Origin of the sequence: Streptomyces sp. NPDC058632 (assembly GCF_042717095.1) — a bacterium.
Taxonomy (GTDB): domain Bacteria; phylum Actinomycetota; class Actinomycetes; order Streptomycetales; family Streptomycetaceae; genus Streptomyces.
The window spans coordinates 26,792-52,702 of record NZ_JBHXQZ010000044.1; the positions used below are offsets into that span (position 1 = coordinate 26,792).

The 25,911-nt window shown below is 72.0% G+C and carries 20 protein-coding genes; 6 read left to right on the forward strand and 14 right to left on the reverse strand.

The window, feature by feature from the left end; genetic code table 11:
* Positions 1–26: 26 nt before the first annotated feature.
* From ACFWVE_RS18455 to ACFWVE_RS18470, 4 genes are all read left to right on the forward strand, one after another.
* Complete coding sequence (locus ACFWVE_RS18455) at positions 27–875, forward strand: glutamate ABC transporter substrate-binding protein (RefSeq protein WP_384015031.1); 849 nt, start codon at positions 27–29, stop codon at positions 873–875.
* Positions 876–991: 116 nt separating this feature from the next.
* Positions 992–1,669, forward strand: coding sequence for an amino acid ABC transporter permease (locus ACFWVE_RS18460; RefSeq protein ID WP_384015034.1), 678 nt, complete (start codon positions 992–994; stop codon positions 1,667–1,669).
* Positions 1,666–2,574 (forward strand): amino acid ABC transporter permease, encoded by a 909-nt coding sequence (locus ACFWVE_RS18465; RefSeq protein WP_384015037.1) that lies wholly within the window; start codon positions 1,666–1,668, stop codon positions 2,572–2,574. Before ACFWVE_RS18460 ends, ACFWVE_RS18465 begins: the two co-directional genes overlap by 4 nt.
* Before the next feature lie 304 nt (positions 2,575–2,878).
* Positions 2,879–4,561, forward strand: a complete 1,683-nt coding sequence (locus ACFWVE_RS18470; protein ID WP_384015039.1) for an FAD-dependent monooxygenase — start codon at positions 2,879–2,881, stop codon at positions 4,559–4,561.
* A gap of 263 nt (positions 4,562–4,824) precedes the next feature.
* Here ACFWVE_RS18470 and recX read toward each other — a convergent pair whose 3' ends face one another.
* The 7 genes from recX to ACFWVE_RS18505 form a co-directional block, all read right to left on the reverse strand.
* Entirely contained in the window at positions 4,825–5,661 is an 837-nt protein-coding gene (recX, locus tag ACFWVE_RS18475; RefSeq protein WP_384015042.1) for a recombination regulator RecX, read from the reverse strand.
* A gap of 3 nt (positions 5,662–5,664) precedes the next feature.
* Positions 5,665–6,798, reverse strand: coding sequence for a recombinase RecA (gene recA, locus ACFWVE_RS18480; RefSeq protein ID WP_384015045.1), 1,134 nt, complete (start codon positions 6,796–6,798; stop codon positions 5,665–5,667).
* 312 nt (positions 6,799–7,110) lie between these two features.
* Positions 7,111–8,388, reverse strand: a complete 1,278-nt coding sequence (locus ACFWVE_RS18485) for an AI-2E family transporter (protein ID WP_384015048.1) — start codon at positions 8,386–8,388, stop codon at positions 7,111–7,113.
* Between the two features lie 59 nt (positions 8,389–8,447).
* The gene (locus tag ACFWVE_RS18490) at positions 8,448–8,642 is read right to left on the reverse strand and encodes a DUF3046 domain-containing protein (RefSeq protein ID WP_384015051.1); all 195 of its coding nucleotides are present in this window, start codon (positions 8,640–8,642) and stop codon (positions 8,448–8,450) included.
* Positions 8,643–8,874: 232 nt separating this feature from the next.
* Complete coding sequence (locus tag ACFWVE_RS18495; protein WP_384015055.1) at positions 8,875–9,183, reverse strand: AzlD domain-containing protein; 309 nt, start codon at positions 9,181–9,183, stop codon at positions 8,875–8,877.
* On the reverse strand, positions 9,180–9,866 hold the full coding sequence (locus tag ACFWVE_RS18500; protein ID WP_384015096.1) for an AzlC family ABC transporter permease: 687 nt from the start codon (positions 9,864–9,866) through the stop codon (positions 9,180–9,182). The genes ACFWVE_RS18495 and ACFWVE_RS18500 overlap by 4 nt, the downstream gene beginning before the upstream one ends.
* A complete protein-coding gene (locus ACFWVE_RS18505; RefSeq protein WP_384015057.1) occupies positions 9,818–10,822 on the reverse strand; it encodes an AraC family transcriptional regulator in 1,005 nt (334 codons plus the stop codon). Before ACFWVE_RS18505 ends, ACFWVE_RS18500 begins: the two co-directional genes overlap by 49 nt.
* 120 nt (positions 10,823–10,942) lie before the next feature.
* On the opposite strand from ACFWVE_RS18505, the gene ACFWVE_RS18510 reads away from it, so the two are divergent.
* Both ACFWVE_RS18510 and ACFWVE_RS18515 read left to right on the forward strand, forming a co-directional pair.
* On the forward strand, positions 10,943–15,898 hold the full coding sequence (locus ACFWVE_RS18510) for an ATP-dependent helicase (RefSeq protein WP_384015060.1): 4,956 nt from the start codon (positions 10,943–10,945) through the stop codon (positions 15,896–15,898).
* A 116-nt stretch (positions 15,899–16,014) separates the two neighbouring features.
* Complete coding sequence (locus ACFWVE_RS18515) at positions 16,015–16,815, forward strand: Fpg/Nei family DNA glycosylase (protein ID WP_384015063.1); 801 nt, start codon at positions 16,015–16,017, stop codon at positions 16,813–16,815.
* Positions 16,816–17,535: 720 nt separating this feature from the next.
* Here the strand turns inward: ACFWVE_RS18515 and ACFWVE_RS18520 are convergent.
* The 7 genes from ACFWVE_RS18520 to ACFWVE_RS18550 all read right to left on the reverse strand — a co-directional run bounded on the left by ACFWVE_RS18520 (position 17,536) and on the right by ACFWVE_RS18550 (position 25,619).
* On the reverse strand, positions 17,536–18,006 hold the full coding sequence (locus ACFWVE_RS18520; protein WP_384015066.1) for a Dps family protein: 471 nt from the start codon (positions 18,004–18,006) through the stop codon (positions 17,536–17,538).
* 198 nt (positions 18,007–18,204) lie between these two features.
* Positions 18,205–18,585, reverse strand: a complete 381-nt coding sequence (locus ACFWVE_RS18525) for a helix-turn-helix domain-containing protein (protein ID WP_065001703.1) — start codon at positions 18,583–18,585, stop codon at positions 18,205–18,207.
* A gap of 109 nt (positions 18,586–18,694) precedes the next feature.
* Positions 18,695–19,240: a CinA family protein gene (locus tag ACFWVE_RS18530; RefSeq protein ID WP_384015069.1), complete on the reverse strand. Its 546-nt coding sequence runs from the start codon at positions 19,238–19,240 to the stop codon at positions 18,695–18,697.
* On the reverse strand, positions 19,237–20,154 hold the full coding sequence (gene pgsA / locus ACFWVE_RS18535; protein WP_384015072.1) for a CDP-diacylglycerol--glycerol-3-phosphate 3-phosphatidyltransferase: 918 nt from the start codon (positions 20,152–20,154) through the stop codon (positions 19,237–19,239). The genes ACFWVE_RS18530 and pgsA overlap by 4 nt, the downstream gene beginning before the upstream one ends.
* Positions 20,151–21,626, reverse strand: a complete 1,476-nt coding sequence (rimO, locus tag ACFWVE_RS18540; RefSeq protein ID WP_384015076.1) for a 30S ribosomal protein S12 methylthiotransferase RimO — start codon at positions 21,624–21,626, stop codon at positions 20,151–20,153. The genes pgsA and rimO overlap by 4 nt, the downstream gene beginning before the upstream one ends.
* A gap of 99 nt (positions 21,627–21,725) precedes the next feature.
* Positions 21,726–22,577, reverse strand: coding sequence for a helix-turn-helix domain-containing protein (locus ACFWVE_RS18545; RefSeq protein WP_384015078.1), 852 nt, complete (start codon positions 22,575–22,577; stop codon positions 21,726–21,728).
* A gap of 252 nt (positions 22,578–22,829) precedes the next feature.
* Positions 22,830–25,619, reverse strand: coding sequence for a DNA translocase FtsK (locus tag ACFWVE_RS18550; protein ID WP_384015081.1), 2,790 nt, complete (start codon positions 25,617–25,619; stop codon positions 22,830–22,832).
* Positions 25,620–25,911 lie beyond the last annotated feature (292 nt).

Consider the following 25,911-nt stretch of genomic DNA (forward strand, 5'->3'; position numbering starts at 1 on the left):
CCTCACCAGTCAAAAGGATGTGCACCATGAAGCTCCGCAAGGTCACCGCCGCCTCGGCCGCCGTATTCGCCCTCGCCCTGACCGCCACCGCGTGCGGCGGTGAGGAGAGCGGCGACAGCGGTTCGTCCTCCGCCTCCGGGGGCGGCGAGAAGATCAAGGTCGGCATCAAGTACGACCAGCCCGGTCTCGGACTGAAGACGCCGGACGGCTCCTTCGCCGGCTTCGACGTGGACGTCGCGACCTACGTCGCCAAGGAGCTCGGCTACGAGGCCGACCAGATCGAGTGGGTCGAGACCAAGAGCGCCGACCGTGAGAACGCCCTCGCGCGCGGTGACGTGAAGTTCATCGCGGCGACCTACTCCATCACGGACGAGCGCAAGCAGAAGGTCGACTTCGCCGGCCCCTACCTGCTGGCCCACCAGGACCTGCTGGTGAAGGCGGACTCGGACATCTCCGAAGCCACGGACCTGAACGACAAGAAGCTCTGTTCCGTGACCGGGTCGACCTCGGCGCAGAACGTCAAGAAGGACTTCGCTCCGAAGGCCCAGCTGAGGAATTACGGCACCTACTCGGAGTGCATCGCCGGTCTGCAGAGCGGTGCCGTCGACGCGCTGACCACCGACGACTCGATCCTCGCCGGCTACGCCGCGCAGGACCAGTACAAGGGCAAGTTCAAGCTCGCCGGTCTGAAGCTGAGCAACGAGAACTACGGCATCGGTGTCAAGAAGGGCGACACCGAGACCGTCAACAAGATCAACGACGCGCTGGAGAAGATGGTCGGCGACAAGGCCTGGGACAAGGCGGTCGAGGCGAACTTCGGGCCGGCCGAGTACAAGAACGAGCCGGCCCCGAAGATCGGCGACATCGTTCAGTAGGCCCCAGGGCCGTCCAGTAACGCGGGGTTTCTGAGGCGCGCCGCCGTCCGTCGCGATCAGGACGGCGGCGCGCCGCGTCCGCCACGTACGCCACACACCCGGAAGCGCGGGAGATCGTGTTCGACTTCATTTCTGACTATGACGATCCAACCTTGTTGGGCGCCTTCTGGATGACGGTGAAGCTCACCGTGTTCTCGGGCGTCGGTGCCCTGGTCTGGGGAACCCTGCTGGCGGCGATGCGGGTCAGCCCCGTCCCGCTGATGCGGGGGTTCGGCACCGCCTACGTGAACATCGTCCGGAACATCCCGCTGACGGTCATCATCATCTTCACCTCGCTCGGCCTCGCCGACATCTTCGGCATGACCATGGGCGCGCCCGACGACTTCGCGCTCCAGGGATTCCGCCTCGCGGTGCTCGGTCTGGCCGCCTACACCGCGGCCTTCGTCTGCGAGGCGCTGCGCTCCGGCATCAACACCGTGCCCGTCGGGCAGGCCGAGGCGGCCCGCGCCATCGGCCTGAACTTCTCGCAGGTCCTCGGCCTGATCGTGCTGCCGCAGGCGTTCCGCTCGGTCATCGGGCCGCTCGCGAACGTGCTGATCGCACTGACCAAGAACACGACGGTGGCGGCCGCGATCGGTGTCGCGGAGGCCGCTCTGCTGATGAAGGAAATGATCGAGAACGAGGCACAGACGCTGCTCATCGGCGCGGTCTTCGCCTTCGGATTCGTGGTACTGACCCTGCCCACCGGCCTGTTCCTCGGCTGGCTGAGCAAGCGACTGGCGGTGAAGCGGTGACCTCCGTTCTGTACGACGCCCCCGGCCCCCGGGCCAAGCGGCGCAATGTCATCTTCTCGGTCGTGTTCGTCGCCCTCCTGGCCCTCGTCCTGTGGTGGGTCTACCGGACGATGGACGACAAGGGCCAGCTGGAGTGGGCCCTGTGGAAGCCGTTCACCGAGTCCCCGGCGTGGACGACATACCTGCTGCCCGGCCTCGGCAACACCCTCAAGGCCGCCGCGCTCGCCATGGTCATCGCCCTTCCCCTGGGCGCGGTCCTCGGCATCGCCCGCCTCTCCGACCACCGCTGGGTGCGGGTTCCCGCCGGCGTCGTGGTCGAGTTCTTCCGGGCCATCCCGGTGCTGCTGCTGATGCTGTTCGCCAACGAGGTCTACGTCCGCTCCACGGACATCTCCAGCGCCGACCGCCCGATGTATGCGGTCGTCACCGGTCTGGTGCTCTACAACGCCTCGGTGCTCGCCGAGATCGTCCGGGCAGGCATCCTCTCCCTGCCCAAGGGGCAGTCCGAGGCGGGTTATGCCATCGGACTGCGCAAGGGCCAGACGATGAAGAACATCCTGCTGCCGCAGGCGGTCACCGCGATGCTGCCGGCCATCGTCAGCCAGCTCGTCGTCATCGTGAAGGACACCGCGCTGGGTGGCGTGCTGCTCAACTTCACCGAGCTGCTGAACGCGCGCGGCACGCTCGCGGCCAACTACGCCAACGTCATCCCGAGCTTCATCGTCGTGGCGGTCGTCTACATCGTCCTGAACTTCCTCCTCACCTCCTTCGCCTCCTGGCTGGAGGCACGGCTGCGCCGCAGCAAGCGCGGCACGGGGGCGGTACTCGGCGCCGACGAGGTCGACGACCTGAACGCGGCCGAGGTCGGGGGCACCCACAAGGCGGGAGGGGGCGGCATCATCTGACGCACGCCCCGCCGTGCGCCTGTCGTACGGCATGACTGTGGCCCGCCGTTGCCCGGCGGGCCACAGTCATGCCGGGGTCCGGTCCGCACCACCGGTGCGAACGAGCGGTACGGACCGGACCCATGTGATGAGCAGTCAAGTGATGTGACGAGCCCCGACCCACTTCATGATCGCCACCGGCCTTCGGTCACTTGACGCAAGCACCGGCAATAGGTTGCATACGTTCTGTGATCGTGCACCCTGCTCCCTCTTCCTGTTCCTCCTCGTCCCTCCGGACGTCACTTCGAGCAGGGGGCGTCGCGCCGTGGACCCGGTGATCATCGTCGGAGCGGGGCCCGTCGGGCTCACGCTCGCCCTGGCGCTGGCGCGTCAGGAGGTGCCGTGCGTGGTCCTCGACGAGGGGCCGGGCAAGGACGAACCGCGTCCCGCGCGTTCCGTGGTACTGCGCCGGGACACCGCGGAACTCGTGGAACGACTGACCGGTGCGCCGCTCACCCACGCCGGTTCGTCATGGGCCGGATGGCGGTCGACGCGGCGCAAGCAGGTGACACACGAGATCGCCTTCGACGACACCGAACCCGGCCCCGTGCACATCGCCCAGCACGTCCTGACCGGCGCCCTGCGCGCGGCTCTCGCCGGCGAACGGCTCGTCGAGGTCGTCGCGGACAGCCGTCTGGACTCCCTCGAACAGGAGCCCTCCGGTGTCACCGCGCACACCCGCGGTCCCGGGGGCACCTGGTGGCGCGGCAGCTATCTGGTCGGCTGCGACGGCCCCCGCTCCACCGTGCGCAAGCTCCAGGACATCCGCTTCCCCGGCCGCACGGCGGTGGAACGTCACGCCGTGGCCGCGCTGCGTACGGAACTTCCCTGGCCTCATGAAGCGTTGCTGCACCGGATGCCGCCGTGGCGCACCTCCGGTCCCTTCGCCGGGGAGATCAGCGCGCGCCCGCTGCCGGACGACGTGTGGCGGCTGGACTGGCTGATGCCGCCGGGCAAGGAACTGGTCACCCCCGAGCTGCTCCTCGCCAGGGTCCGCGAAACCCTGGCCGGCTGGGCCGAAGGCCCGACACCGCCGTACGAGCTGCTCGACACCGGGGTCCACACCGTCCACCACCGGCTCGCCCGGCGCTGGCGGTCCGGCCGTGTGTTCCTCGCCGGGGACGCCGCGCATCTGCTCGGCGCCCTGGGTACGCACGGACTGGACGAGGGGCTCCGCGACGCGGACAACCTCGCCTGGAAGCTGGCCCTGTCCTGGCACCACGGTCCGCACGAAGCGCTGCTCGACAGCTACCAGACGGAACGGCGGGCGATCGTCGCCGCCCGGCTGCGCGCCGCCGACCAGGCATTGCCTCTGGTACGGGGCGGCAAAGGCCTGCGTTCCTACGTCCCCGGCGCCGCCCGCGGTCATGACGCGTTCCTGGTGGAGGGGCATCTGGGACAGGGGTCGCTGGGCGCGCCGGGCGCGCACGCCGACTCACCCCTCACGCCCCCGCCCCTCGAGGGTGAGGTCCCCGTGGACACGCCGGCCGGGGCGCCGGTCACCGATGTACGGGTCACGGCGGAGGACGGCACCTTCGTCCGGCTGCGGGACCGGCTGGGCCGGGGGGCGCTGCTGGTGGTGCTGATCGCGCCGGGCACCGGTGTGTGGGAGCGCAGGCACTGGGTGTCCGCCGGGATCATGCCCCGGCTCGCGTCGGCGGTGGCGGCGCTGCCCCACCCGGCCGAGCTGCTGGTCGCGGAGAGCTATCCGGGAGCGGCGGCCCACACCGTGCTGCTGGTACGCCCCGACGGGCACCTGGTCACGGCGTTGGGCGGGGTCCGTCCGGCGTCCCTGTACACGGCGGCCGAGACGACGGTCGGCGGACCGGCTTCGGCGGAGGCAGGGACGGGGACAGCCGCGGGGGCCACCGGAACGGACACTGGGGCGGGAGCCGGAGCGAGGGCGGGAGCCGGGGCCAACGCCGGTACCGGCGCCGGGTCGCGCTGAGGTGTCGCCGCGCCGGGAGCCGGCGCGGCGACCGGGTGGGAGTGCTGTCACGGGTTGTGCGGCGCGGATGATCCGGCGTCGCATCGCGACCCGCGTGTCCGGCACGGCCTGCGCGTCGTCGTGATCTGCGACAAGGGTTACGTCTCCCGTCCGGCCGCGGAGCCCCGCACCGGCCGGCACTCCACCGGGCCGGCGACCTGATCGGCGGTTTCCAGGCCTGGGCGAGCGGCGGGGCTGCCGGTACGGACGCAGGGCACGGGCTCTCAGTACCCGCCGCCCTCCAGGAACTCCGTGTCCTCGCCCTCCTCCTCCAGTGCCCGGCGGACCACGCGCAGGGCGAGGCCCTCGGGGTAGCCCTTGCGTGCGAGCATGCCGGCGAGGCGGCGGATCCGCTTGTCGCGGTCGAGTCCGTGGGTGGAGCGCAGTTTGCGGGCGACGAGCTCGCGCGCGGTGGACTCTTCCTGTTCGGAGTCGAGCCGGGAGACGGCCGCGTCGATCAGCGTGGAGTCGACGCCCTTGGTCCGCAGCTCCTGGGCGAGGGCGCGCCGTGCCAGGCCCCGGCCGTGGTGCCGGGACTCGACCCAGGCGTCCGCGAAGGCGCTGTCGTCGATCAGTCCGACCTCTTCGAACCGGGACAGCACCTCCTCGGCGGCCTCGTCCGGGATCTCCCGTTTGCGCAGGGCGTCGGCGAGCTGTTTCCGGGTGCGCGGGGTCCCGGTGAGCAGGCGCAGACAGATCGCCCGCGCCCGCTCGACCGGGTCCCCCGCAGGCTCCTCCCGCTCGGCCCTCGGTGAGGAGGAGTCGTCCCCGTCCGCCGCGGCCGCCTCGCCGAAAGCCCGGCGTCCGCGCCCGCCGCGCGGCCCGCCGTCACGCGAGCCGCTCCTTCGTGAACTCCCCGCGCGACGGGACCCGGCGCCGTCCCGGCGTCGGCCCTCACCCGCGTTTCCACCGGAGAAGTCGTCGAAGAAGCCGTCCCCGCCGGCGTCCCCGTATGCCCCGTCACCGCGCGCGGCCGGGTCGTCGCCGCTTCCGGTGCCCGCCCCCCGTGGGGCGCCGGAAGCGGCGAACTCGTACTCGGCCCAGTCGGTTCGTCGGGTCACGGGTCAGCTCTTGGCCGCGGCGGCCTTGGACTTGATGGTCTTGGCCGCCGAAGCCGCGGCAGGGGCCGCAGTCGCGGCCGCCTCGGCCGGAGCGGCGGTGCCGGCGGCATCCGCGCTCTTCTCCTCGGCCGGCTCCTCGGGCTGCACGCCGACGCCCAGCTTCTTCAGGATCTTCTTCTCGATCTCGTTGGCGAGGTCGGGGTTGTCCTTGAGGAAGTTGCGGGAGTTCTCCTTGCCCTGACCCAGCTGGTCACCCTCGTACGTGTACCAGGCACCGGCCTTGCGGACGAAGCCGTGCTCCACGCCCATGTCGATCAGCCCGCCCTCGCGGCTGATGCCGTGGCCGTAGAGGATGTCGAACTCGGCCTGCTTGAAGGGCGGCGCCACCTTGTTCTTGACGACCTTGACGCGGGTGCGGTTGCCGACCGCGTCGGTGCCGTCCTTCAGCGTCTCGATCCGGCGGATGTCCAGACGCACCGAGGCATAGAACTTCAGCGCCCGGCCACCGGTCGTGGTCTCCGGCGAGCCGAACATCACGCCGATCTTCTCGCGGAGCTGGTTGATGAAGATCGCGGTGGTCTTGGACTGGTTGAGCGCGCTGGTGATCTTCCGCAGCGCCTGGCTCATCAGGCGGGCCTGCAGACCGACGTGGCTGTCGCCCATCTCGCCCTCGATCTCCGCGCGCGGGACGAGCGCCGCGACGGAGTCGATCACGATGAGGTCGAGGGCACCGGAGCGGACCAGCATGTCCACGATCTCCAGCGCCTGCTCGCCGTTGTCCGGCTGGGACAGGATCAGGTTGTCGATGTCGACGCCGAGCTTCTGCGCGTACTCGGGGTCGAGAGCGTGCTCCGCGTCCACGAACGCGACCTGGCCGCCGGCCTTCTGCGCGTTCGCCACCGCGTGCAGGGTCAGCGTCGTCTTGCCCGAGGACTCGGGGCCGTAGACCTCGATGACGCGTCCTCGCGGCAGGCCGCCGACGCCGAGGGCCACGTCGAGCGCGGTCGACCCGGTCGGGATGACCTCGATGGGCTCCTTCGACCGGTCGCCCATGCGCATGACCGCGCCCTTGCCGAATTGCCGTTCAATTTGTGCGAGTGCGGCGTCGAGCGCCTTCTCGCGGTCGGTTCCTGCCATGGGTTCCACCCGATTTGCTTGAGTCGATCGCTTCACGTCAATGACGCTAGCGCCTGCCACTGACAACGCGCCCCGACGCACCTCCAGCCTGTGGACAACCGGAGCCCATTTCGGACCCAACCGGATCAAATCGCCCATCCTCAGGCTTCACCGGTACACCCATAAGAATAGATGTTCGATTTTTGTGTCAAGCGCGCCACCCGGCACTCACGCGAGTCGTTCACCCTCCGGCAACGGCTCCGGCCGACGGTGTGGGCCGTCGGCCGGAGCCGTCCGCAGCCGTCCGCAGCCGTCCGCAGCGGTCCGCGGCGCTCAGGAGTCCTCGGTCCCGAGGCGCGCCTCGCCCGGTCTGCGGTCCCAGAGGTGCCGGGTGCGGACGAGGAGGGTCCGCCGCTCTTCGGAACCGCCCTCAGCGGGGCCCGCCCCGCGGTGGCCGTGCACGCGGGGGTCGTCGGTGACGTCGTAGCGCTTCACGTACGCGCCCATGAACGCCTGGAGTGTGGCGACCGCGGGAATGGCGATCAGCGCGCCGACTGCGCCGAGCAGGGCGGTACCCATGACGACCGAGCCGAAGGCGACCGCCGGGTGGATGTCGACGGTCCTCGAGGTCAGCTTGGGCTGCAGCACGTAGTTCTCGAACTGCTGGTAGATCACCACGAAGATCAGCACCCACAGTGCGTACCAGGGGTCGACCGTGAAGGCGATCAGCATGGGCAGGGCGCCCGCGAGGTACGTGCCGATGGTGGGGATGAACTGCGACACCAGGCCCACCCACACGGCGAGCACGGGCGCGTAGGGCACCTCGAGGATCTCCAGCAGCACGTAGTGGGACATGCCGGAGACCAGCGCCATCAGCCCGCGCGAGTACAGGTAGCCGCCGGTCTTGTTCACGGCGATCTCCCACGCGCGCAGCACCTCGGCCTGCCGCGCGGGCGGCAGTACGGAGCAGATGGTGCGGCGCAGCCGCGGGCCGTCGGCGGCGAAGTAGAACGAGAACAGCCCGATGGTCAGCAACTGGAAGAGGCCCCCGAGCACCTGCGTGGAGACGTCCAGGACGCCGGTGGCGCTGTTCTGCACGTAGTTGCGCAGCCAGTCGGAGCGGAGCAGGCCCTCCTGGATGTCCACCCGCCGCAGCTCGGTGTGGAAGTGCGTGTTGATCCAGTTGATGACGGAGTCGAGGTACTCCGGGAAGTCCTCGACGATCTTTATGATCTGTCCCGCCAGCATGGATCCGAGCAGCGTGACGAAACCCGCCGCCACGATCAGCACCCCCAGGAAGACCAGGAAGGTGCCCAGCCCGCGGCGCACCCCGCGTACGGCCATCCAGCTCACCGCGGGTTCGACGGCGAGCGCCAGGAAGAACGCGATGAGAATGTTGATCAGCAGACCGGTGAGCTCGTGGAAGGCCCAGCTGCCCAGCTGGAACAGGGCGATCAGCGCGAGCGCGAGCACCATGGCGCGCGGCAGCCAGCGTGGCATGCGGGAGCCCGGCGGCGGAGCCGCGCCGCCCGCTGGAGGGCCGGGGGGCGGCGGCGTGCCTGGCGCGGAGGGATGCCGGGCTGCCTGCCCGGTCTCTTCAGTGGGTGCCACGGGCCAAGTCTCGCCCACACCACCGGCAACCGTCTGCCCTGCGGCGGTCTCTGTGACGATCAGCGCTTTTCCCGGGGGACCTCCATCACCGCGCAGATCACCTGCCAGACGTCCTTGGCCGCCCAGCCGGCCCCCAGCGCCTCGTGCACGGTGCGCCCGCCGAGTTCCGACATGACGTGATCGCGCGCGAAGGTGTCGGCGGAGCCCGTACCGAAGTGCTCCGCCATCCGTTCCCAGAAGACCGTCAACCGCATGCCCCCAGTATCCCGTCCTCGGGGGTGAGGCGGGACGGCGACCGCCTGCCGGCACCGCTGTGCGCCCACGGTCGGTCCCGTGCCCGCACCCGGACACCGGACCCGACCGCCCGGGTTCCGGAGGCCCGCCCGGTGACGACCGTCGACGCGCTGCGCACGCTCACGGTGTACGGCCACGCGGATCGGCCGGCCCGGCACCGCCCGGCCGCCCGGTCGGCCACTCGGCGCCGTCTCACCCGCCCAGGGCCCGGACTCCCGCCGTCACCGCCACGGCCGCTCCGACGACGACCAGGAACGGGGCGCGCAGCACCAGCGCGACGGCGGCGGCAGCGAGCCCCACCGCCCGTGCGTCCAGCACGAGTGTCCGGCCGTCGGCGAAGGTCTGCTGGGCGGTCAGGGCGGCGAGCAGGGCGACGGGCAGCAGCGCGGCGAGGCTCCGGACGAGCGGCCGTTCGAGGGCTCCGGCGGGCACCAGGAGCCCGGCCAGTTTGACGGCGTAGCAGCCGAGGGCGGTCACGCCGATCGCGATCCAGATGTTCAACGGTCCTCCTCCGGTACGTCACTGCGCGCCGGCACGTCACCGCGCGGTGTGCCCCTGCGGCGGCCCTGGGCCCACAGGACGGCCGGTGCCGCGAGGGCGGCCGCCAGAACCGGTACACCGGCGGGCAGGGCCGGCAGCAGACCGAGTCCCAGCAGGACGGCGAGCCCGGCGACCAGCCGTTCGGTGCCGGTCCGCAGCATCGGCGCGAGCAGGGCCAGGAAGACCGCGGGGCCGGCCGCGTCCAGGCCCCAGGCGTCGGTGTCCCCGATGGCCTCGGCGCCCAGCGCGCCGAGCACAGTGGTGAGGTTCCACAGGACGTACAGGCTGAGCCCGGTGACCAGGAAGCCGATCCGGGCGCCGCGCCGGGTGGGCTGGGCGAGGGAGACCGCGGCCGTCTCGTCGATGACCCACTGGGCCGCGAGCGGCCGCACCGCGCGCGGGAGGGCCAGCAGCTGGGACAGGCGCAGCCCGTAGAAGGCGTTGCGCACGCCCAGGAAGAACGCTCCGGCGGCGGCCGTGAACGGGCTTCCCCCGGCCGCCAGCGCCCCCACCAGGGCGAACTGGGACGCGCCGGTGAACACCAGCAGGCTGAGCGCACAGGTCTGCAGCAGCGTGAGTCCGCTGCCGGCCGAGGTCACCCCGAAGGCGAATCCGGAGAGTCCGACGGCGATCCCGACCCCCAGGGCGTCCCGGACGACGGCGCCGTCCGGTTTCCCTCCCGGGGCGTCCCCGTCACGTGCCGCTGCGAGTGCTGTCCGTTGTTCTGCTGCCACGCTCCGGACGGTACGTGGAGCGTGCTCCCCGCGTCTTGTACGTTCTTGCGCTCGCGCTGGTAGGCGCCCGGCGGCACTCCGACGATCCGGCCGAAGTGCCGGTTCAGGTGCGGCTGGTCGGTGAACCCGACGGCGACTGCGGCCTGCGACGGCAGCGTGCCCGCGTCGAGGAGCCGGCGCGCCCGCCGTACCCGCGCGTCGGTGAGCCAGGCGTGCGGCGGCATCCCATAGGTGTCGCGGAAGGCCCGCAGCAGTGCGAACGGGCTGGTGCCGAGCTCGTCGGCGAGTTGCTCCAGCGTCGGCGGCGCGGCCATCCGTTCCTCGAGCAGCCCACGCGCGCGTGCGGCGGTCCGGGCCCCGGCCGTGCGCACCCGGCGCCGGGGCAGCGAGCCGCCGTTCAGCCGGAGCAGCCGGGTCACGGCCACCCTCAGCAGGGTGTCGGCGGCGAGCGCGTTGCCCTCGTCGGTGGCCCGCAGCACCTGGTGCACCAGGCGGACGGTGTACGGGTCGTCGAGAACCGGTGTCATGAACCCCGGGGTGCCGCGCAGGGTGGTGGTCTCGGCGGCGATGGCCGCGACCGCCTCGGGCGGCGGGTAGAGCGCGCCGTACCGCCATCCCTCGGGCACCCCTGCCCGTCCGGTGTGCGGGGTGTCCGGGTTCACCAGCGCGAGTGTTCCGGCGCCCGCGTACTGGTCGGCCCCGCCGTGGTGGAAGACCTCCACCCCGTCGGCGATGGCGGCGATGACGAAGTTCTCGTGGGTGTGCCGCACGAACGTCTTGCGGACGTAGCGGGCCCGGAGCAGGTCGACGCCGGGCAGCTCGGCGTACTGCCAGTGCCGCGCGCGCTCCGTCCCCGTCTCCGCCATGCGGTCCATTGTCACGCGCTCCGGACAGCGCTCCCTGCCCGGCCCCGGGACCCCGGCACCGGGGACCGGGCGTCCGCCCGGCTCAGCCCCCTTGTCGGTGCCCGGGTGCAGGATGGACGCATGGTCAGCACTCCGCACCCGGCCCTGGAAGGCTTCTCCGCCGCGACCCGCGGCTGGTTCACGGGGGCGTTCTCCGCGCCCACCGCGGCCCAGGCGGGCGCGTGGCGTGCCCTCCGGGAGGGTTCGGACGCGCTGGTGGTCGCCCCCACCGGCTCCGGCAAGACGCTGGCCGCCTTCCTCGCGGCCCTGGACCAGCTGGCCGCCACGCCTCCGCCCGCGGATCACCGCAAGCGCTGCCGCGTCCTGTACGTCTCCCCGCTCAAGGCCCTGGCCGTCGATGTCGAGCGCAATCTGCGCAGCCCGCTGACCGGCATCCGCCAGGAGTCCGTGCGCCTGGGGCTGCCCGAGCCCGAGGTGAAGGTCGGGATCCGCTCCGGCGACACCCCGCCCGCCGAGCGCCGGGCCCTGTCCATCCGCCCGCCGGACATCCTGATCACCACCCCGGAGTCCCTGTTCCTGATGCTGACGTCAGCCGCGCGCGACGCGCTGACGGGCATCGAGACGGTGATCCTGGACGAGGTGCACGCGGTCGCCGGTACCAAGCGCGGGGCGCATCTGGGGCTGTCCCTGGAGCGGCTGGACGAGCTGCTGCCCCGGCCGGCCCGCCGTATCGGCCTGTCGGCGACGGTCCGTCCGGTCGACGAGATCGCCCGTTTCCTGTCCCCGCGCGGCAAGGTGGAGATCGTCCAGCCGGAGTCGGGCAAGGAGTTCGACCTGTCCGTCGTGGTCCCGGTCGAGGACCTGGGCGAGCTGGGCGGCTCTCCGGTGGCGGACGGCTCGGAGGGGGCCGGGGGTGCGGAGCGCCCATCGATCTGGCCGCACGTCGAGGAACGGATCGCCGACCTGGTCCAGTCCCACCGTTCGACGATCGTGTTCGCGAACTCACGCCGCCTCGCGGAACGCCTGTGCAACCGGCTCAACGAGATCGCCTACGAGCGGGCCACCGGCGAGCCCCTGGACGAGCGCCACTCCCCCGCCGAGCTGATGGGCGGCTCCGGAGCCGCCCGGGGCGCACCCGCCGTCATCGCCCGCGCGCACCACGGCTCGGTGTCCAAGGAGCAGCGCGCCCAGGTCGAGGAGGACCTCAAGGCGGGCCGGCTGCCCGCGGTGGTGGCCACCTCCAGCCTGGAGCTGGGCATCGACATGGGCGCGGTCGACCTGGTGGTCCAGGTGGAGTCGCCGCCCTCCGTGGCCTCGGGGCTCCAGCGGGTCGGCCGCGCGGGGCATCAGGTGGGAGCGGTCTCCAGGGGTGTGGTGTTCCCGAAGTACCGGGGCGACCTCGTCCAGGCCGCCGTGGTCACCGAGCGGATGCGGACGGGCTCCATCGAGTCGCTGCGCGTCCCCGCGAACCCGCTGGACGTCCTGGCCCAGCAGATCGTCGCCATGACGGCCATGGACACCTGGCAGTTCGACGACCTCCTGGCGATGGTCCGCCGGGCCGCGTCCTTCGCCTCACTGCCCGAGTCGGCCTTCACGGCCGTACTGGACATGCTCGCCGGACGCTATCCCTCCGACGCGTTCGCGGAGCTGCGCCCGCGCGTGGTGTGGGACCGGGTGACGGGCGGGATCACCGGCCGTCCGGGGGCACAGCGGCTCGCCGTCACCTCCGGGGGCACCATCCCCGACCGGGGCCTGTTCGGGGTGTTCCTCGCGGGCTCCGACCCCAGGAAGGGCGGCGGGCGGGTCGGCGAGCTCGACGAGGAGATGGTCTACGAGTCCCGCGTCGGCGATGTGTTCACCCTCGGCACCAGTTCCTGGCGCATCGAGGACATCACGCGCGACCGGGTGCTGGTCTCCCCGGCCCCGGGCGCGGCGGGCCGGCTCCCGTTCTGGAAGGGGGACCAGCTGGGCCGCCCGCTGGAGCTGGGCCGCGCGGTGGGCGCCTTCCTGCGCGAGGTCGGCTCGCTGTCCCCGAAGGAGGCGCGTCCTCGGCTCCTCGCCGCCGGGCTCGACGCCTGGGCCGCGGACAATGTGCTGTCCTACCTCGACGAACAGCGCCGGGCCTGCGGTCACGTCCCGGACGACCGCACGATCGTCGTGGAGCGCTTCCGTGACGAGCTCGGCGACTGGCGGGTCGTCGTGCACTCCCCGTTCGGCGCCCAGGTGCACGCCCCGTGGGCGCTCGCGCTCGGTGCGCGTCTCTCCGAGCGGTACGGCATGGACGCCCAGGTGATGCACGCCGACGACGGCATCGTGCTGCGCCTGCCGGACGCCGATCTGATGGGCCTGGACCTGCTCGACCAGGAGCCGGTGCGCGCGGGCACCGAGTACGACGCGGACCGGGCGCCCCTGGGAGCTGCGGACGTCCTCTTCGACAAGGGGGAGGTCGGCCAGGTCGTCACCGACCAGGTGGGCGGCTCGGCACTGTTCGCGTCCCGCTTCCGCGAGTGCGCCGCCCGCGCTCTGCTGCTGCCGCGGCGCAGTCCCGGCAAGCGCACCCCGTTGTGGCAGCAGCGTCAGCGTGCGTCCCAGCTGCTCCAGGTGGCGGGCGAGTTCGGCTCGTTCCCGATCGTTCTGGAGGCGGTCCGCGAATGTCTCCAGGACGTCTTCGACGTCCCCGGGCTCGTCGAGCTGATGGGCGACCTGGAGGCCCGCACGGTGCGGCTCGTCGAGGTCACCACCCCCGAGCCGTCCCCCTTCGCCCGTTCGCTGCTGTTCGGGTACGTCGCCCAGTTCCTGTACGAGGGCGACTCCCCGCTCGCCGAGCGCCGTGCGGCGGCCCTGTCGCTGGACTCGCGGCTGCTGGCCGAACTGCTCGGCCAGGCGGAGCTGCGTGAGCTGCTCGACGCCGAGGTGCTGACCGAGCTGGAGCGTGAGCTGCGGTGGCTCACCGAGGACCGGCGGGTCAGGGACGCGGAGGGGGTGGCCGACCTGCTGCGCGTGCTCGGCCCGCTCACCGGGGCCGAGCTGGCGGAGCGGGGCGCCGAGCCGCGGTGGGCGGAGGATCTGGCGTCGGCACGCCGCGCGATCCGGGTCCGCGTCGCCGGCACCGAGCACTGGGCGGCGATCGAGGACGCCGGGCGGCTGCGCGACGCGCTGGGCACGGCGCTGCCGGTCGGTGTGCCGGAAGCGTTCACGGAACCGGTCAAGGACCCGCTCGGCGACCTGCTCGCGCGGTATGCGCGCACGCACGGCCCGTTCACGTCGGCCACGGCCGCGGCCCGCTTCGGGCTGGGCGTTGCGGTCACCGAGGGCGCCCTGCAGCGGCTCTCGGCGGCGGGCCGGGTCGTCCAGGGCGAGTTCCACCCGGCCGGGATCGGCCAGGAGTGGTGCGACGCGGCCGTGTTGCGCCGGCTGCGCCGGCGTTCCCTGGCGGCTCTGCGGCACGAGCTGGAACCGGTGCCGCCGGCCGCGCTCGCCCAGTTCCTTCCCCAGTGGCAGCACATCGGCAAGGGACACACGCTGCGCGGCGTCGACGGTCTGGTGCGGGCGATCGAGCAGTTGCAGGGCGCGTCCGTGCCCGCGTCCGCCCTGGAGAAGCTGGTCCTGCCCTCCCGGGTGGCGCACTACTCCCCGGCGATGCTGGACGAGCTCACGGCCACCGGTGAGGTGGTGTGGGCGGGCGCCGGTTCCCTCCCGGGCAAGGACGGCTGGGTCTCCCTCCACCTCGCGGACGCGGCCGCCCGGCTGCTGCCGCCACCGCACCCCCTGGAGACGACCGCCCTGCACCAGTCGGTCCTCGACGCCCTTTCCGGTGGCTACGGGCTGTTCTTCCGCCAGATCGCCGACCAGGTCCGCGCCACCACCCATCCGGAGGCCACCGATCCCCAGCTGGCCGACGCCGTCTGGGAGCTGGCCTGGTCCGGCCGGCTGACCAACGACACGCTCGCCCCCCTGCGCTCGCTGCTGGGCTCGGGCCGCACCGCGGGCTCCACCGCCCACCGTGCGAAGCGTCCGGCCCCGCGCGGGCGGTACGGCTCGCTCACGGCAGCCGCCCGCGGCACCTCCCGTACCGGTCCTCCGACGGTGGCCGGTCGCTGGTCGCTGCTGCCGGACCGGGAGACCGATCCCACGGTCCGTGCCCACGCGCTGGCCCACATCCTGCTCGACCGGCACGGCGTGGTCACCCGGGGCGCGGTCGCCGCGGAGGGTGTCGAGGGCGGTTTCTCCGCGGTCTACCGCGTGCTGTCGGCCTTCGAGGAGACCGGGCAGGCCCGCCGCGGATATGTGGTGGAGGGGCTGGGGGCCGCTCAGTTCGCCATGGACGGTGCCGTGGACCGCCTCCGCGCGGCGGCCAACGCCCGCGAGCGGGGCGACGCCCTCACCGGGCCCGGCCCGGACGACCCGTTCGAGGGCGGTCCCTTCGGCGGCGGCACCGGTCCCCCCGCTCTGCACGGCTTCGCTCCGCCCGTCGATTCCGCCGACGGCTCTCCCGAGCCCGCCCCCGGCCACGACGGCTTCCCGCACCTTCCGGACGGCGGCGACCGGGCACCGTACCCACGGCCGTCGCCGGGCGACCACGTCTCCCCGCGCGACCTCGCCGCGCAGGCCCCCGGGCCCCGGCAGCAGGGGGCGCGCCCGTCGTACGACCCGTTCGCGGGCCGGCGCACCGGCCCTGACCGCGCCCTGCGGACCGTGGTCCTGGCCGCCGCCGACCCCGCGAACGCGTACGGTGCCGCCCTGGGCTGGCCCGAGCCCCCGACGGGCGCCGGGCACAAGCCGGGGCGCAAGGCGGGCTCGCTGGTGGTCCTCGTCGACGGTGAGCTGACGCTCTACGTGGAGCGCGGCGGCAAGACGGTGCTGGCCTGGCCCGCGGACCCGGACGTCGAACCCGCCGACGACTCCCGTCTCCCCGCCGCGGCACAGGCCCTCGCCGGGGCCGCCCGCGCAGGCTCCCTCGGCACGGTCACCGTGGAGCGGGTCAACGGTGACCCGGCCCTGACCTCCCGGCTCGGGGCGCTCCTGGAGGCCGCGGGCTTCGTCGCCACCCCCAGAGGTCTGCGTCTCCGCGCCTGACCCGGTCCTGCCGGCCACCCACGGCCCCACCCGGGTCCGTCCGGCGGATCATTCCGGGAGAACGGGCTGGCACGCACTCCCCCGGCCACCGCACGACGCCATGCCACCCTTGACCCATGCCCGAAGGAGATACGGTCCTGCAGGCCGCGAAGCGGCTGCACAGCGCCCTCGCGGGCACCGTGCTGACCCGCAGCGACCTCCGAGTGCCCCGGTTCGCCACGGCCGACCTCACCGGCCGCACCGTCCTGGACGTCACCCCGCGCGGCAAGCACCTCCTCACCCGCGTCGAGGGCGGTCTGACCCTGCACTCGCACCTGCGGATGGACGGCTCCTGGCGGGTTTACGCGAACGGGCAGCGCTGGAGCGGCGGCCCCGCCCACCAGATCCGCGCGATCCTGGGCAACGCCGACCGCACCGCCGTCGGCTACCGTCTGCCCGTCCTCGAACTCCTGCGCACCACCGACGAGGACCGCGCGGTCGGCCACCTCGGCCCCGACCTCCTCGGCCCGGACTGGGACTCTGCCCTGGCACTGGCCAACCTGCTCCGCGACCCGGCCCGCCCGCTCGGCGAGGCCCTCCTCGACCAGCGCAATCTCGCCGGCATCGGCAACGTGTACAAGAGCGAGCTCTGCTTCCTGCTCGGCGTCACACCCTGGCTCCCCGTCGGCGACCTGCCCGCCGAACGCACCGCACAACTGCCCGGACTCGCCAGGAAGCTGCTGGAGCACAACCGCGACCGCCCTGTCCGCAGCACCACGGGCCGCCGCGACCAGAGCCTGTTCGTCTACGGCCGCGAGGCCCGCCCCTGCCTGCGCTGTCGCACCCCGGTCCGCCGGGCCGACCAGGGCGACGGCTCCCGCGACCGCCCCACCTACTGGTGCCCGACCTGCCAGCAGGGCCCGGCCCCCGGCTCCTGAACCGGCAGCCCGACCCACCCATCGGCATCCCGTCAGGTCCCCTCGCGCGTTCCCCGCATGGCCCCCGCGCCGTACCACCTCACCGTCCGCACCCCCTTCGGCACCGGTACCACCGGCGGCATCGGCCGCGACACAGCGGCCTTCACCACGGGTCGGACTCTCCGCCCGAACGAGGGCGTGGCGATGCCTCGGTGACGCCCTCGGGCGAAGTGGCCCCCGAGGAGGGGACGGGCGGCGAGCCACCTCCGGCCGTGACGCCCGCAGCCGGGGTGTCGCCCCCCGCTCTCCGTGCCCGGGCCCGCCGCCACCGCCCGTCCGCAAGGGCGCCTCTTGCCCGGCCGTTCGGCATGCAGTGCACCGGAAGCAGACTCAGTCCCCAGCCACCGGCCGCGACCGCCGCCTCCAGCACTCCGGCGCCGGGCACGAGCAGCAGCCTCGTCACGGCCCACCACCACAAGGCCCCCAGCCCCAGCACAGCTCCCCGAGCACCCCAGTGAACCGCCCGCGCCCTCACGGCCTCCACCTCCAGCCGGACGCCATGAGGCGGCTCATCCGGGCGACCAGGGCGCACCGACGGCACACGGACGCACCACGCCCCTCGCCGGACGCCGCACCGGTGCTCCCACGCGTCCCTCGGGCCCCGCGTGTTCCGCATGCCTCGCGTGCTGCGCGTCCGCCCGGCCCGGCTCGCCGCCGCTCAGGGCAGCGCCCGGGGCCACGTCACCCGTTCTCGGCCTGGAACATCCAGTGCTGCTTCTCGAGATCCGCCGTCACCGCGATGAGGATGTCCTGGCTCACCGGGTCCGCCTCGCCGGTCGCGCCGACCCGCTCGCGCATCCGCCCGATCACCGCGCCCAACGCGTCCACCAGGGCACCCACCGCGACCGTGTCGTCGACCCAGCCCTCGGGGGTCACCCCGATGCCGCTGCCGACGGCCACCGTGGCGGCGCGCCCGTCGGGTGAGACGCCCAGTGCCGCGGCGCGCTCCGCCACGGTGTCGGCGTGTGTCCGCGCGAGGGTCACCACTTCGTCGAGCTGCAGGTGCACGGAACGGAAGCGCTGTCCGACCACGTTCCAGTGGATCTGCTTCGACACCAGGCTGAGGTCCACCAGGTCGACAAGGGCTCCCTGGAGCGCCTCGGACACGGTCTTCAGGTTCTCGTCGGACAATGGGCTCTTCACGACGTACATCCGCACCTCCGTGGCTGGTCCCCCGCATGGTTCCTCGTTCCCTCAACCATGGCGGTCACGCCTCGGACCGGCAAACGCACACAGCGCGGGGTCCGGAGGAGGCGAGGCCCCGGGACGCGGGTACGCGAAACCCCGGCGACGCCCTTCCGGATCTCCCGGAAGAGCCCCGACCGGGGCCTGTCACCGTGTCACACCGCGTTAGGCGGCGACGACGTCCACCGCTTCGGCGGGCGCCTTGATGGTCACCCGTTCCGGTGGCACACCGGCCACCGAGACGGACCCCAGCATCGGGCGAACCGGCGCGGGTACGGGTTCGCTGGGGGTCGCTGCCGCCGACCGGGCCAGCTCGGCGAGGGCGAGCTCGTCGCTCACTTCCCGCATGAGCTCGGACATCCGTACGTCCAGCGCGTCGCAGATCGCGGAGAGCAGCTCGGAGGAAGCCTCCTTCTGCCCCCGCTCCACCTCGGAAAGATAGCCGAGTGAGACTCGGGCGGACGAGGAGACTTCGCGCAGAGTACGGCCCTGGCGCTGGCGCTGCCGACGCAGCACGTCACCCAGCAGGCGACGGAGCAGAATCATCGGTGGCTCCCTCCTCGGGCCGTGTATCGGGATCCTTCTCGCCCCACCGTACCGCCTTGCGCCGCGGCCGTGCGGGGAGCGATGTCGTGTTCACTCTGGGCTGTAAACATCAAAACCCCCCGTTCCGTTCCGTATCCTGCGTCCGCTCATTCCTGGTCTGTTCGCCCGCAAGCTCATCGAGAAGCAGTGCGAGTACGCTCCGTGCACTCTCCATACGAATTTCCGCCCGGTCGCCGTTCAACCGCAGGCACTCCACTTTTCCGCCACCGGCAGAACCCGAAGCCGTCTCCGACGGCCCGTTCACAGCCACGTAGACGGTCCCGACGGGCTGTCCGTCCTGGGGGTCCGGGCCGGCGACGCCCGTGGTCGCGATTCCCCAGTCGGCACCCAGCGCCTTGCGGACACCGGCCGCCATCTCCGCCGCCACCTGCGGATCCACCGCTCCGCTCCGCGCCAGCAGGGTGGCGTCGACACCGAGCAGTTCCCGCTTGAGTTCGGTGGCGTAGGCCGTGACCGAGCCCCGGAAGGCCTTGGACGCCCCGGGGACGGAGGTGATCTCCGCCGCCACCAGTCCGCCGGTCAGGGATTCCGCGACAGCAAGCGTCATGCCCTTCACGGTGAGTAGTCGCACCACTTCGGTGGCCGGAGAACTCACGACTGTGTCTCTTCCAACGCGGCCTTCCGCTCCGCGATTCCCTGCCGGCGCAGCACGATGGCCTGTCTCACGTAGTCGAGACCGGTCGCGACCGTGAGTACGACGGCCGCGGCCATCACCCAGAACCGCAGAGTCGCCAGCCACCCCGTCAGCGCCAGCACGTACATGCCGACGGCCACGCCCTGGGTGAGGGTCTTCAGCTTGCCGCCGCGGCTCGCCGGGATCACGCCGTAGCGAATGACCAGAAAACGCAGGAGCGTGATCCCGAGTTCCCGGCCGAGGATGATTCCGGTGACCCACCAGGGGAGATCACCCAGCACGGAGAGACAGATCAACGCCGCTCCCATGATCGCCTTGTCGGCGATGGGGTCGGCGATCTTCCCGAAGTCGGTGACGAGGTTGTAGGTGCGCGCCAGATGACCGTCGAACAGGTCGGTGATCATGGCGACGGCGAAGGCGGCCCAGGCGAACGAGCGCCAGGCGGGGTCGTATCCCCCGTCTGCCAGCATCAGGGCGACGAAGCCCGGGACGAGTACCAGCCGGAGCATGGTGAGCAGGTTGGCGATGTTCCAGACACTGGCCTGGTTGACGGCCGCCGCCGCGATCTTCCCGCCCCGCGCCGGGTGTCCGTCGCCGTCACGCCCGACGCCGTCATGCTTCTCGCCGTTCGGAACGTCGTGGGAATCGTCGTGGGAATCGTCGTGGAAATCACTGTTCGACGTGCTGCCCGTGACCGGGACGCCGCCCGGAACGCCGTCCGCGGTACTGCCGGTCGCACTCCCGGAGGCCGGGGTACGGGTCCGGGATGCCTCACCGCCCGGAGTCCCGCCGGGCCTCGGACGACCGGCCGGACTCGTCGCCGCCCTCCTCGCGCCGGAGGAGCCTCCCGCCGCCGATGCCGGGGCACCCGTCATCTGCCCGCCTCCTCGCTCAGCGCGGGCGAACCCTGGAACAGCGGCTCGGCCACCAGGTCGACACCTTCCGTGCCGACGACCTTCGCCTCGACCATACGACCCGGAAGCAGACCCGTGCCGCTCGTGAGCAGCACCTGGCCGTCGGTCTCGGGGGCCTGGTGCGCCGCGCGGCCGTACACACCCTCTTCCTCGTCGACGGACTCCACCAGCACACGCACGGTCTCGCCGACCCGCTCCTCGGCGCGCTGCGAGACGAGTTCCTCGGCCATCCGGGAGACCCGGGCCAGCCGCTCGGCGACGACGTCCTCGTCCAGCTTGTGCTCGTACGTCGCCGCCTCGGTGCCCTCTTCGTCGGAGTAGCCGAAGACACCGATGGCGTCCAGCCGCGCGTGGGTCAGGAACCGCTCGAGCTCGGCGAGGTCTGACGCGGACTCGCCGGGGAAGCCGACGATGAAGTTGGAACGCACGCCGGCCTCGGGCGCCTTGCTCCGGATGGTGTCGAGGAGCTCCAGGAAGCGGTCGGTGTCGCCGAAGCGGCGCATCGCGCGCAGCACGTCGGGCGCGGAGTGCTGGAAGGACAGGTCGAAGTAGGGGACGACCCCGGGTGTGGAGGTCAGCACGTCGATCAGGCCGGGGCGCATCTCGGCGGGCTGGAGGTAACTGACGCGGACCCGCTCGATGCCGTCGACCGCGGCGAGTTCTGGCAGCAGGGACTCCAGGAGGCGGATGTCGCCGAGGTCCTTGCCGTAGGAGGTGTTGTTCTCGGAGACCAGCATGACCTCCTTCACACCCTGCTCGGCCAGCCAGCGCGTCTCGCCCAGCACGTCGCTGGGGCGGCGCGAGATGAAGGAGCCGCGGAAGGACGGGATGGCGCAGAAGGAACAGCGCCGGTCGCAGCCGGAGGCGAGCTTCACCGAGGCGACCGGGGTGCCCTCCAGCCGGCGCCGCAGGGGTGCGCGGGGACCGGAGGCCGGGGCGAGGCCCTCGGGCAGGTCCACCGGGCCGTGCCCCGGGAGCGCGACGGACGCGGCGGACTCCTGCCGCTCGGCGGGGCTGATCGGCAGCAGCTTGCGCCGGTCGCGCGGGGTGTGGGAGGCGTGGATGCCGCCGTTCAGAATGGTCTGGAGGCGGTCCGAGATGTCGGTGTAGTCGTCGAAGCCGAGCACGCCGTCGGCCTCGGGAAGCGCCCCGGCGAGTTCCTTGCCGTACCGCTCGGCCATGCAGCCCACCGCCACCACGGCCTGCGTTCTCCCGTGGCCCTTGAGGTCGTTGGCCTCCAGGAGGGCGTCGACGGAGTCCTTCTTGGCGGCTTCGACGAAACCGCAGGTGTTCACGACGGCGACGTCCGCGTCCTCGGCATCCTCCACGAGCTGCCAGCCGTCCGCCTCCAAACGGCCTGCGAGCTCCTCCGAGTCCACCTCGTTACGGGCGCAGCCAAGGGTGACGAGTGCGACGGTGCGGCGATCAGGCATGGGCTCAAGACTACTTCGTCCCGCTGACGCCCCACGTCGACGGGGTTGACCGATCCTGGCCGGCCCCGTCGACGAAGCGCCCTTGGGGATGCCGTACCGCTATCCGGCCTGCGGGTCGCCCTTGGTGTAGGTCAGCCGCTCCACGGCGCCCGGCTGCCAGTCGTCCTCGATCTTCTTGCCGTTGACGAAGAGGTCGATCGCACCGGCGTCACCGAGCACCAGGTTGATCTTCGTGCTGTCCTCGAAGGTCTTGGAGTCGCCCTGCTTGAGCAGTCCGTCGAAGAGCAGCCGGCCGCTGTGGTCCTTGGCGGAGATCCAGCTGCGCCCGTCGGGGGCGCTCACCTTGACGATCACCTTGTCCTGCGGAGCGGCCGCGATGGCGCTGTCGGAGGGGTCCGGCTCGGGGGCGGCGGGCTTCTCGGACTTGGGGGTGGAGGATCCGGACGGGCTCGCAGTGGCGTCGCCGTCGGCGACGTTCGCCTTGTCGCCGTCGCCGCCGTTGACCATCGTGAATCCGACGAAGCCGATGACGACGACGATCGCGGCGACCATGGCGGCGGTCCAGTTGGGACCGCGCCGCTCGGGACGGATGCGCTCCGCCTCGAACAGGGGGGCGGCCGGGGTGGGCGCCGGACGGCCGCCGTGCTCGGCGTCGTACTGGGCGATCAGCGGGGCGGGGTCGAGGTGCACGGCCCGGGCCAGGGTTCGGATGTGGCCGCGCGCGTAGACGTCACCACCACACGGCTCGAAGTTGTCCGCCTCGATGGCGTGCACGATGGCGATACGGACCCGGGTGGCGGTGGTGACGTCGTCGACGGTGAGGCCGGCGTCGATGCGCGCCTGCTTCAGCGCACGTCCGACGGAGGGACGGACTTCCTCGGAGACGTCGTCGGATACGTCGGACGCGTCGTCGAACGGACGCTCGTCTTCAGGAGAGTTGCCGATGGACACGGGGGCGCCTTTCGAGCGTGTAGCCACCTGTGCTGGAGGTTCAGTCTAGGGGGGTGACAGAAGGGTGGGGCAACCGGGCGGCAGGACTCTGTACGCCATCGGAATGGCCCGACATGCCGATGGCGGCACTGCTTTTTGTCGTTTCCCTCAACTTGACGTGCGGCCGGGGGAAACGGTTGCGCACTGATCCCTTACGGGTGGGTCACGATCGGCCACCCGGGTGCGCCGAAGCGACGGCCGTGTCCCGACTGCCTACTCTTCGGACTCCCCCCGGATCACGGCGAGCACGCCATCCAGTTCGTCAGCCTTCACGAGAACGTCACGGGCCTTCGAACCCTCGCTCGGTCCGACGATGTTCCGGGACTCCATGAGGTCCATGAGCCGGCCCGCCTTCGCGAAGCCCACGCGCAGCTTGCGCTGGAGCATGGACGTCGACCCGAACTGGGTGGAGACGACCAGTTCGGCCGCCTGGCACAGCAGGTCGAGGTCGTCGCCGATGTCCTCGTCGATCTCCTTCTTCTGCTTGGTCCCGACGACGACGTCGTCCCGGAAGACGGGCGTCATCTGGTCCTTGCAGTGCTGGACGACGCCGGCGATCTCCTCCTCGGTCACGAACGCGCCCTGCATACGGGTCGGTTTGTTCGCCCCCATCGGCAGGAAGAGGCCGTCGCCCTTGCCGATCAGCTTCTCGGCGCCGGGCTGGTCGAGGATGACCCGCGAGTCCGCGAGGGACGACGTGGCGAACGCGAGCCGGGACGGCACGTTCGCCTTGATCAGACCGGTGACGACGTCGACCGAGGGCCGCTGCGTGGCGAGCACCAGGTGGATGCCGGCCGCCCGCGCGAGCTGTGTGATCCGCACGATGGCGTCCTCGACGTCCCGCGGGGCGACCATCATCAGGTCGGCCAGCTCGTCGACGATGACCAGCAGGTACGGGTACGGCTGGAGTTCGCGCCCGCTGCCCTCGGGCGGCTTGGCCTTGCCCTCGCGCACCGCGCGGTTGAAGTCGTCGATGTGCCGGTAGCCGTAGGCGGCCAGGTCGTCGTAGCGGAGGTCCATCTCGCGGACGACCCACTGGAGGGCCTCGGCGGCCCGCTTGGGGTTGGTGATGATCGGCGTGATCAGGTGCGGGATGCCCTCGTACGCCGTCAGCTCCACACGCTTGGGGTCGACCAGGATCATCCGGACGTCCTCCGGTGTCGCCCGCATCATGACCGACGTGATCAGGCAGTTGATGCAGGAGGACTTGCCGGAGCCGGTGGCGCCGGCGACCAGTATGTGCGGCATCTTCGCCAGCGAGTGCATGACGTAGCCGCCCTCGACGTCCTTGCCGAAGGCGACCAGCATCGGGTCGTCGTCCTCGGCGGACTCCGCGAGCCGCAGCACGTCTCCGAGGTTGACCATCTCCCGGTCGGTGTTCGGGATTTCGATGCCGACGGCGGACTTGCCGGGGATGGGGCTGATGATGCGTACGTCGGGGCTGGCGACGGCGTACGCGATGTTCTTCGTCAGCGCGGTGATCCGCTCGACCTTCACGGCCGGGCCGAGTTCCACCTCGTAGCGGGTGACGGTGGGCCCGCGCGTGAAGCCGGTGACGCGGGCGTCGACCTTGAACTCGGTGAAGACGGTGGTGAGCGAGGCGACGACGGCGTCGTTGGCGGCGCTGCGCGCCTTGCCGGGGCCACCGCGCGTGAGCAGGTCGAGGGCCGGCAGGGAGTAGGTGATGTCGCCGGACAGCTGGAGCTGCTCCGCGCGCGGGGGGAGTTCGCGGGGGGCGGACGGGGTTTTGGTGAGGTCCGGGACGCCGGAGTCCGTCTGCTTCCGGTCCTGTTCGGCCTGTCCACCCTGCTTCGGCGCGTTCTGCCTGACGCCCGGCCTCGGCCTGTCCTGCCGCGAGCTGTCCTGCTGGTCCTGCTGGGGGCGGGCGGCCGGCACCGGCGTCGGGGTGGTCGGCTCGCGGTCGCCCACGCGCACGCCCTGGGTCAGGTCGGCGACGACCGGCGAGGGCGGCATCCCGTGCAGGACGGCGCCGTCGAGCGCGGCGGCGGCCGCCGCGGCCACGTCCACGGCGTCCATCGGCCGGTTCATGTCGGGCTGGGGCACCGCGGACCTGCGCGGCCGGCCGCGGCGCCGGGACAGCGCCTCCTGCTCCGCGAGGTCGGGGTCGTGCTCCTGGGGCTCCCGCCGGCGGCTCCGGCGGTCGGCGGGCAGCGCCTCGCGCCACTGCTCGTCGTAGCGCTCGTCGTCCTCGCCGAACTCCTCCGGCCCATGGTCGTGCACGAGCCCCAGCCTGGTGCCGAGCAGCCTCAGTCGCTGCGGAATGGCGTTGACCGGAGTGGCCGTGACGACCAGCAGACCGAAGACGGTGAGCAGCACCAGCAGGGGCACGGCGAGCACATCGGTCATGGTGTACGACAGCGGCGTGGCCGCGCTCCAGCCGACGAGTCCTCCGGCGTCCCTTATGGCGTGCATGCCGTCGCTGCGGGCGGGCGAGCCGCAGGCGATGTGGATCTGGCCGAGCACACCGATGAGGAGCGCCGACAGGCCGATCACGATGCGGCCGTTGGCCTCCGGCTTCTCCGGGTGCCGGATGAAGCGCACCGCGACGACCGCGACCAGGATCGGCACCAGCAGGTCGAGCCGGCCGAACGCGCCGGTGACCAGGATCTCCACGAGGTCGCCGACGGGCCCCTCGAGGTCGGCCCAGGTGCCCGCGGCGATGATGAGTCCGATGCCGAGCAGGAGCAGCGCGAGGCCGTCCTTGCGGTGGGCGGGGTCGAGGTTTTTGGCACCCTGCCCCATGCCCCGGAAAACCGCCCCGACGGCGTGCGCCAGGCCCAGCCACAGGGCGCGCACGAGCCGGTAGATGCCGCCGGTCGGGCTGGGAGCCGGTTTGGGCGCGGGCCTCTTCGCCGCGGCCTTCCTGGCCGGAGCCCTCTTGACGGGCGGCTTCTTGGCAGCGGCCTTCTTCGCCGGAGCCTTCGCGGAAGCAGCCGCCTTCTTCATGGGTGGCTTCTTGGCTGCGGAGGGACGTGAGGCCATGGGGGTGAGGTTACCGGTGGAGACGCCAGGGGACACGCGTGCCAGCCGCTTCACCCGTTCGTGTCGCTCCCGTGGAGGCGCCGAACTGACGCGGGGAAGGCCTGTCCAGCGGATCAAGTCGGAGGTGACCGGCGGTATCTGTCCAGTGGGGGCGAGCGGGGTCCGGCGTGTGCGGCTGCAAGGCGGAGGAGGGAGTCGACGCGGAGCGAGGGGCCCCTCCCGCTCACGGGAAGGGGCCGAGAGAGGGGCGAGTGACGGCAACGCCGCTGGGGGCACCCCCTGCTCGAAGAGC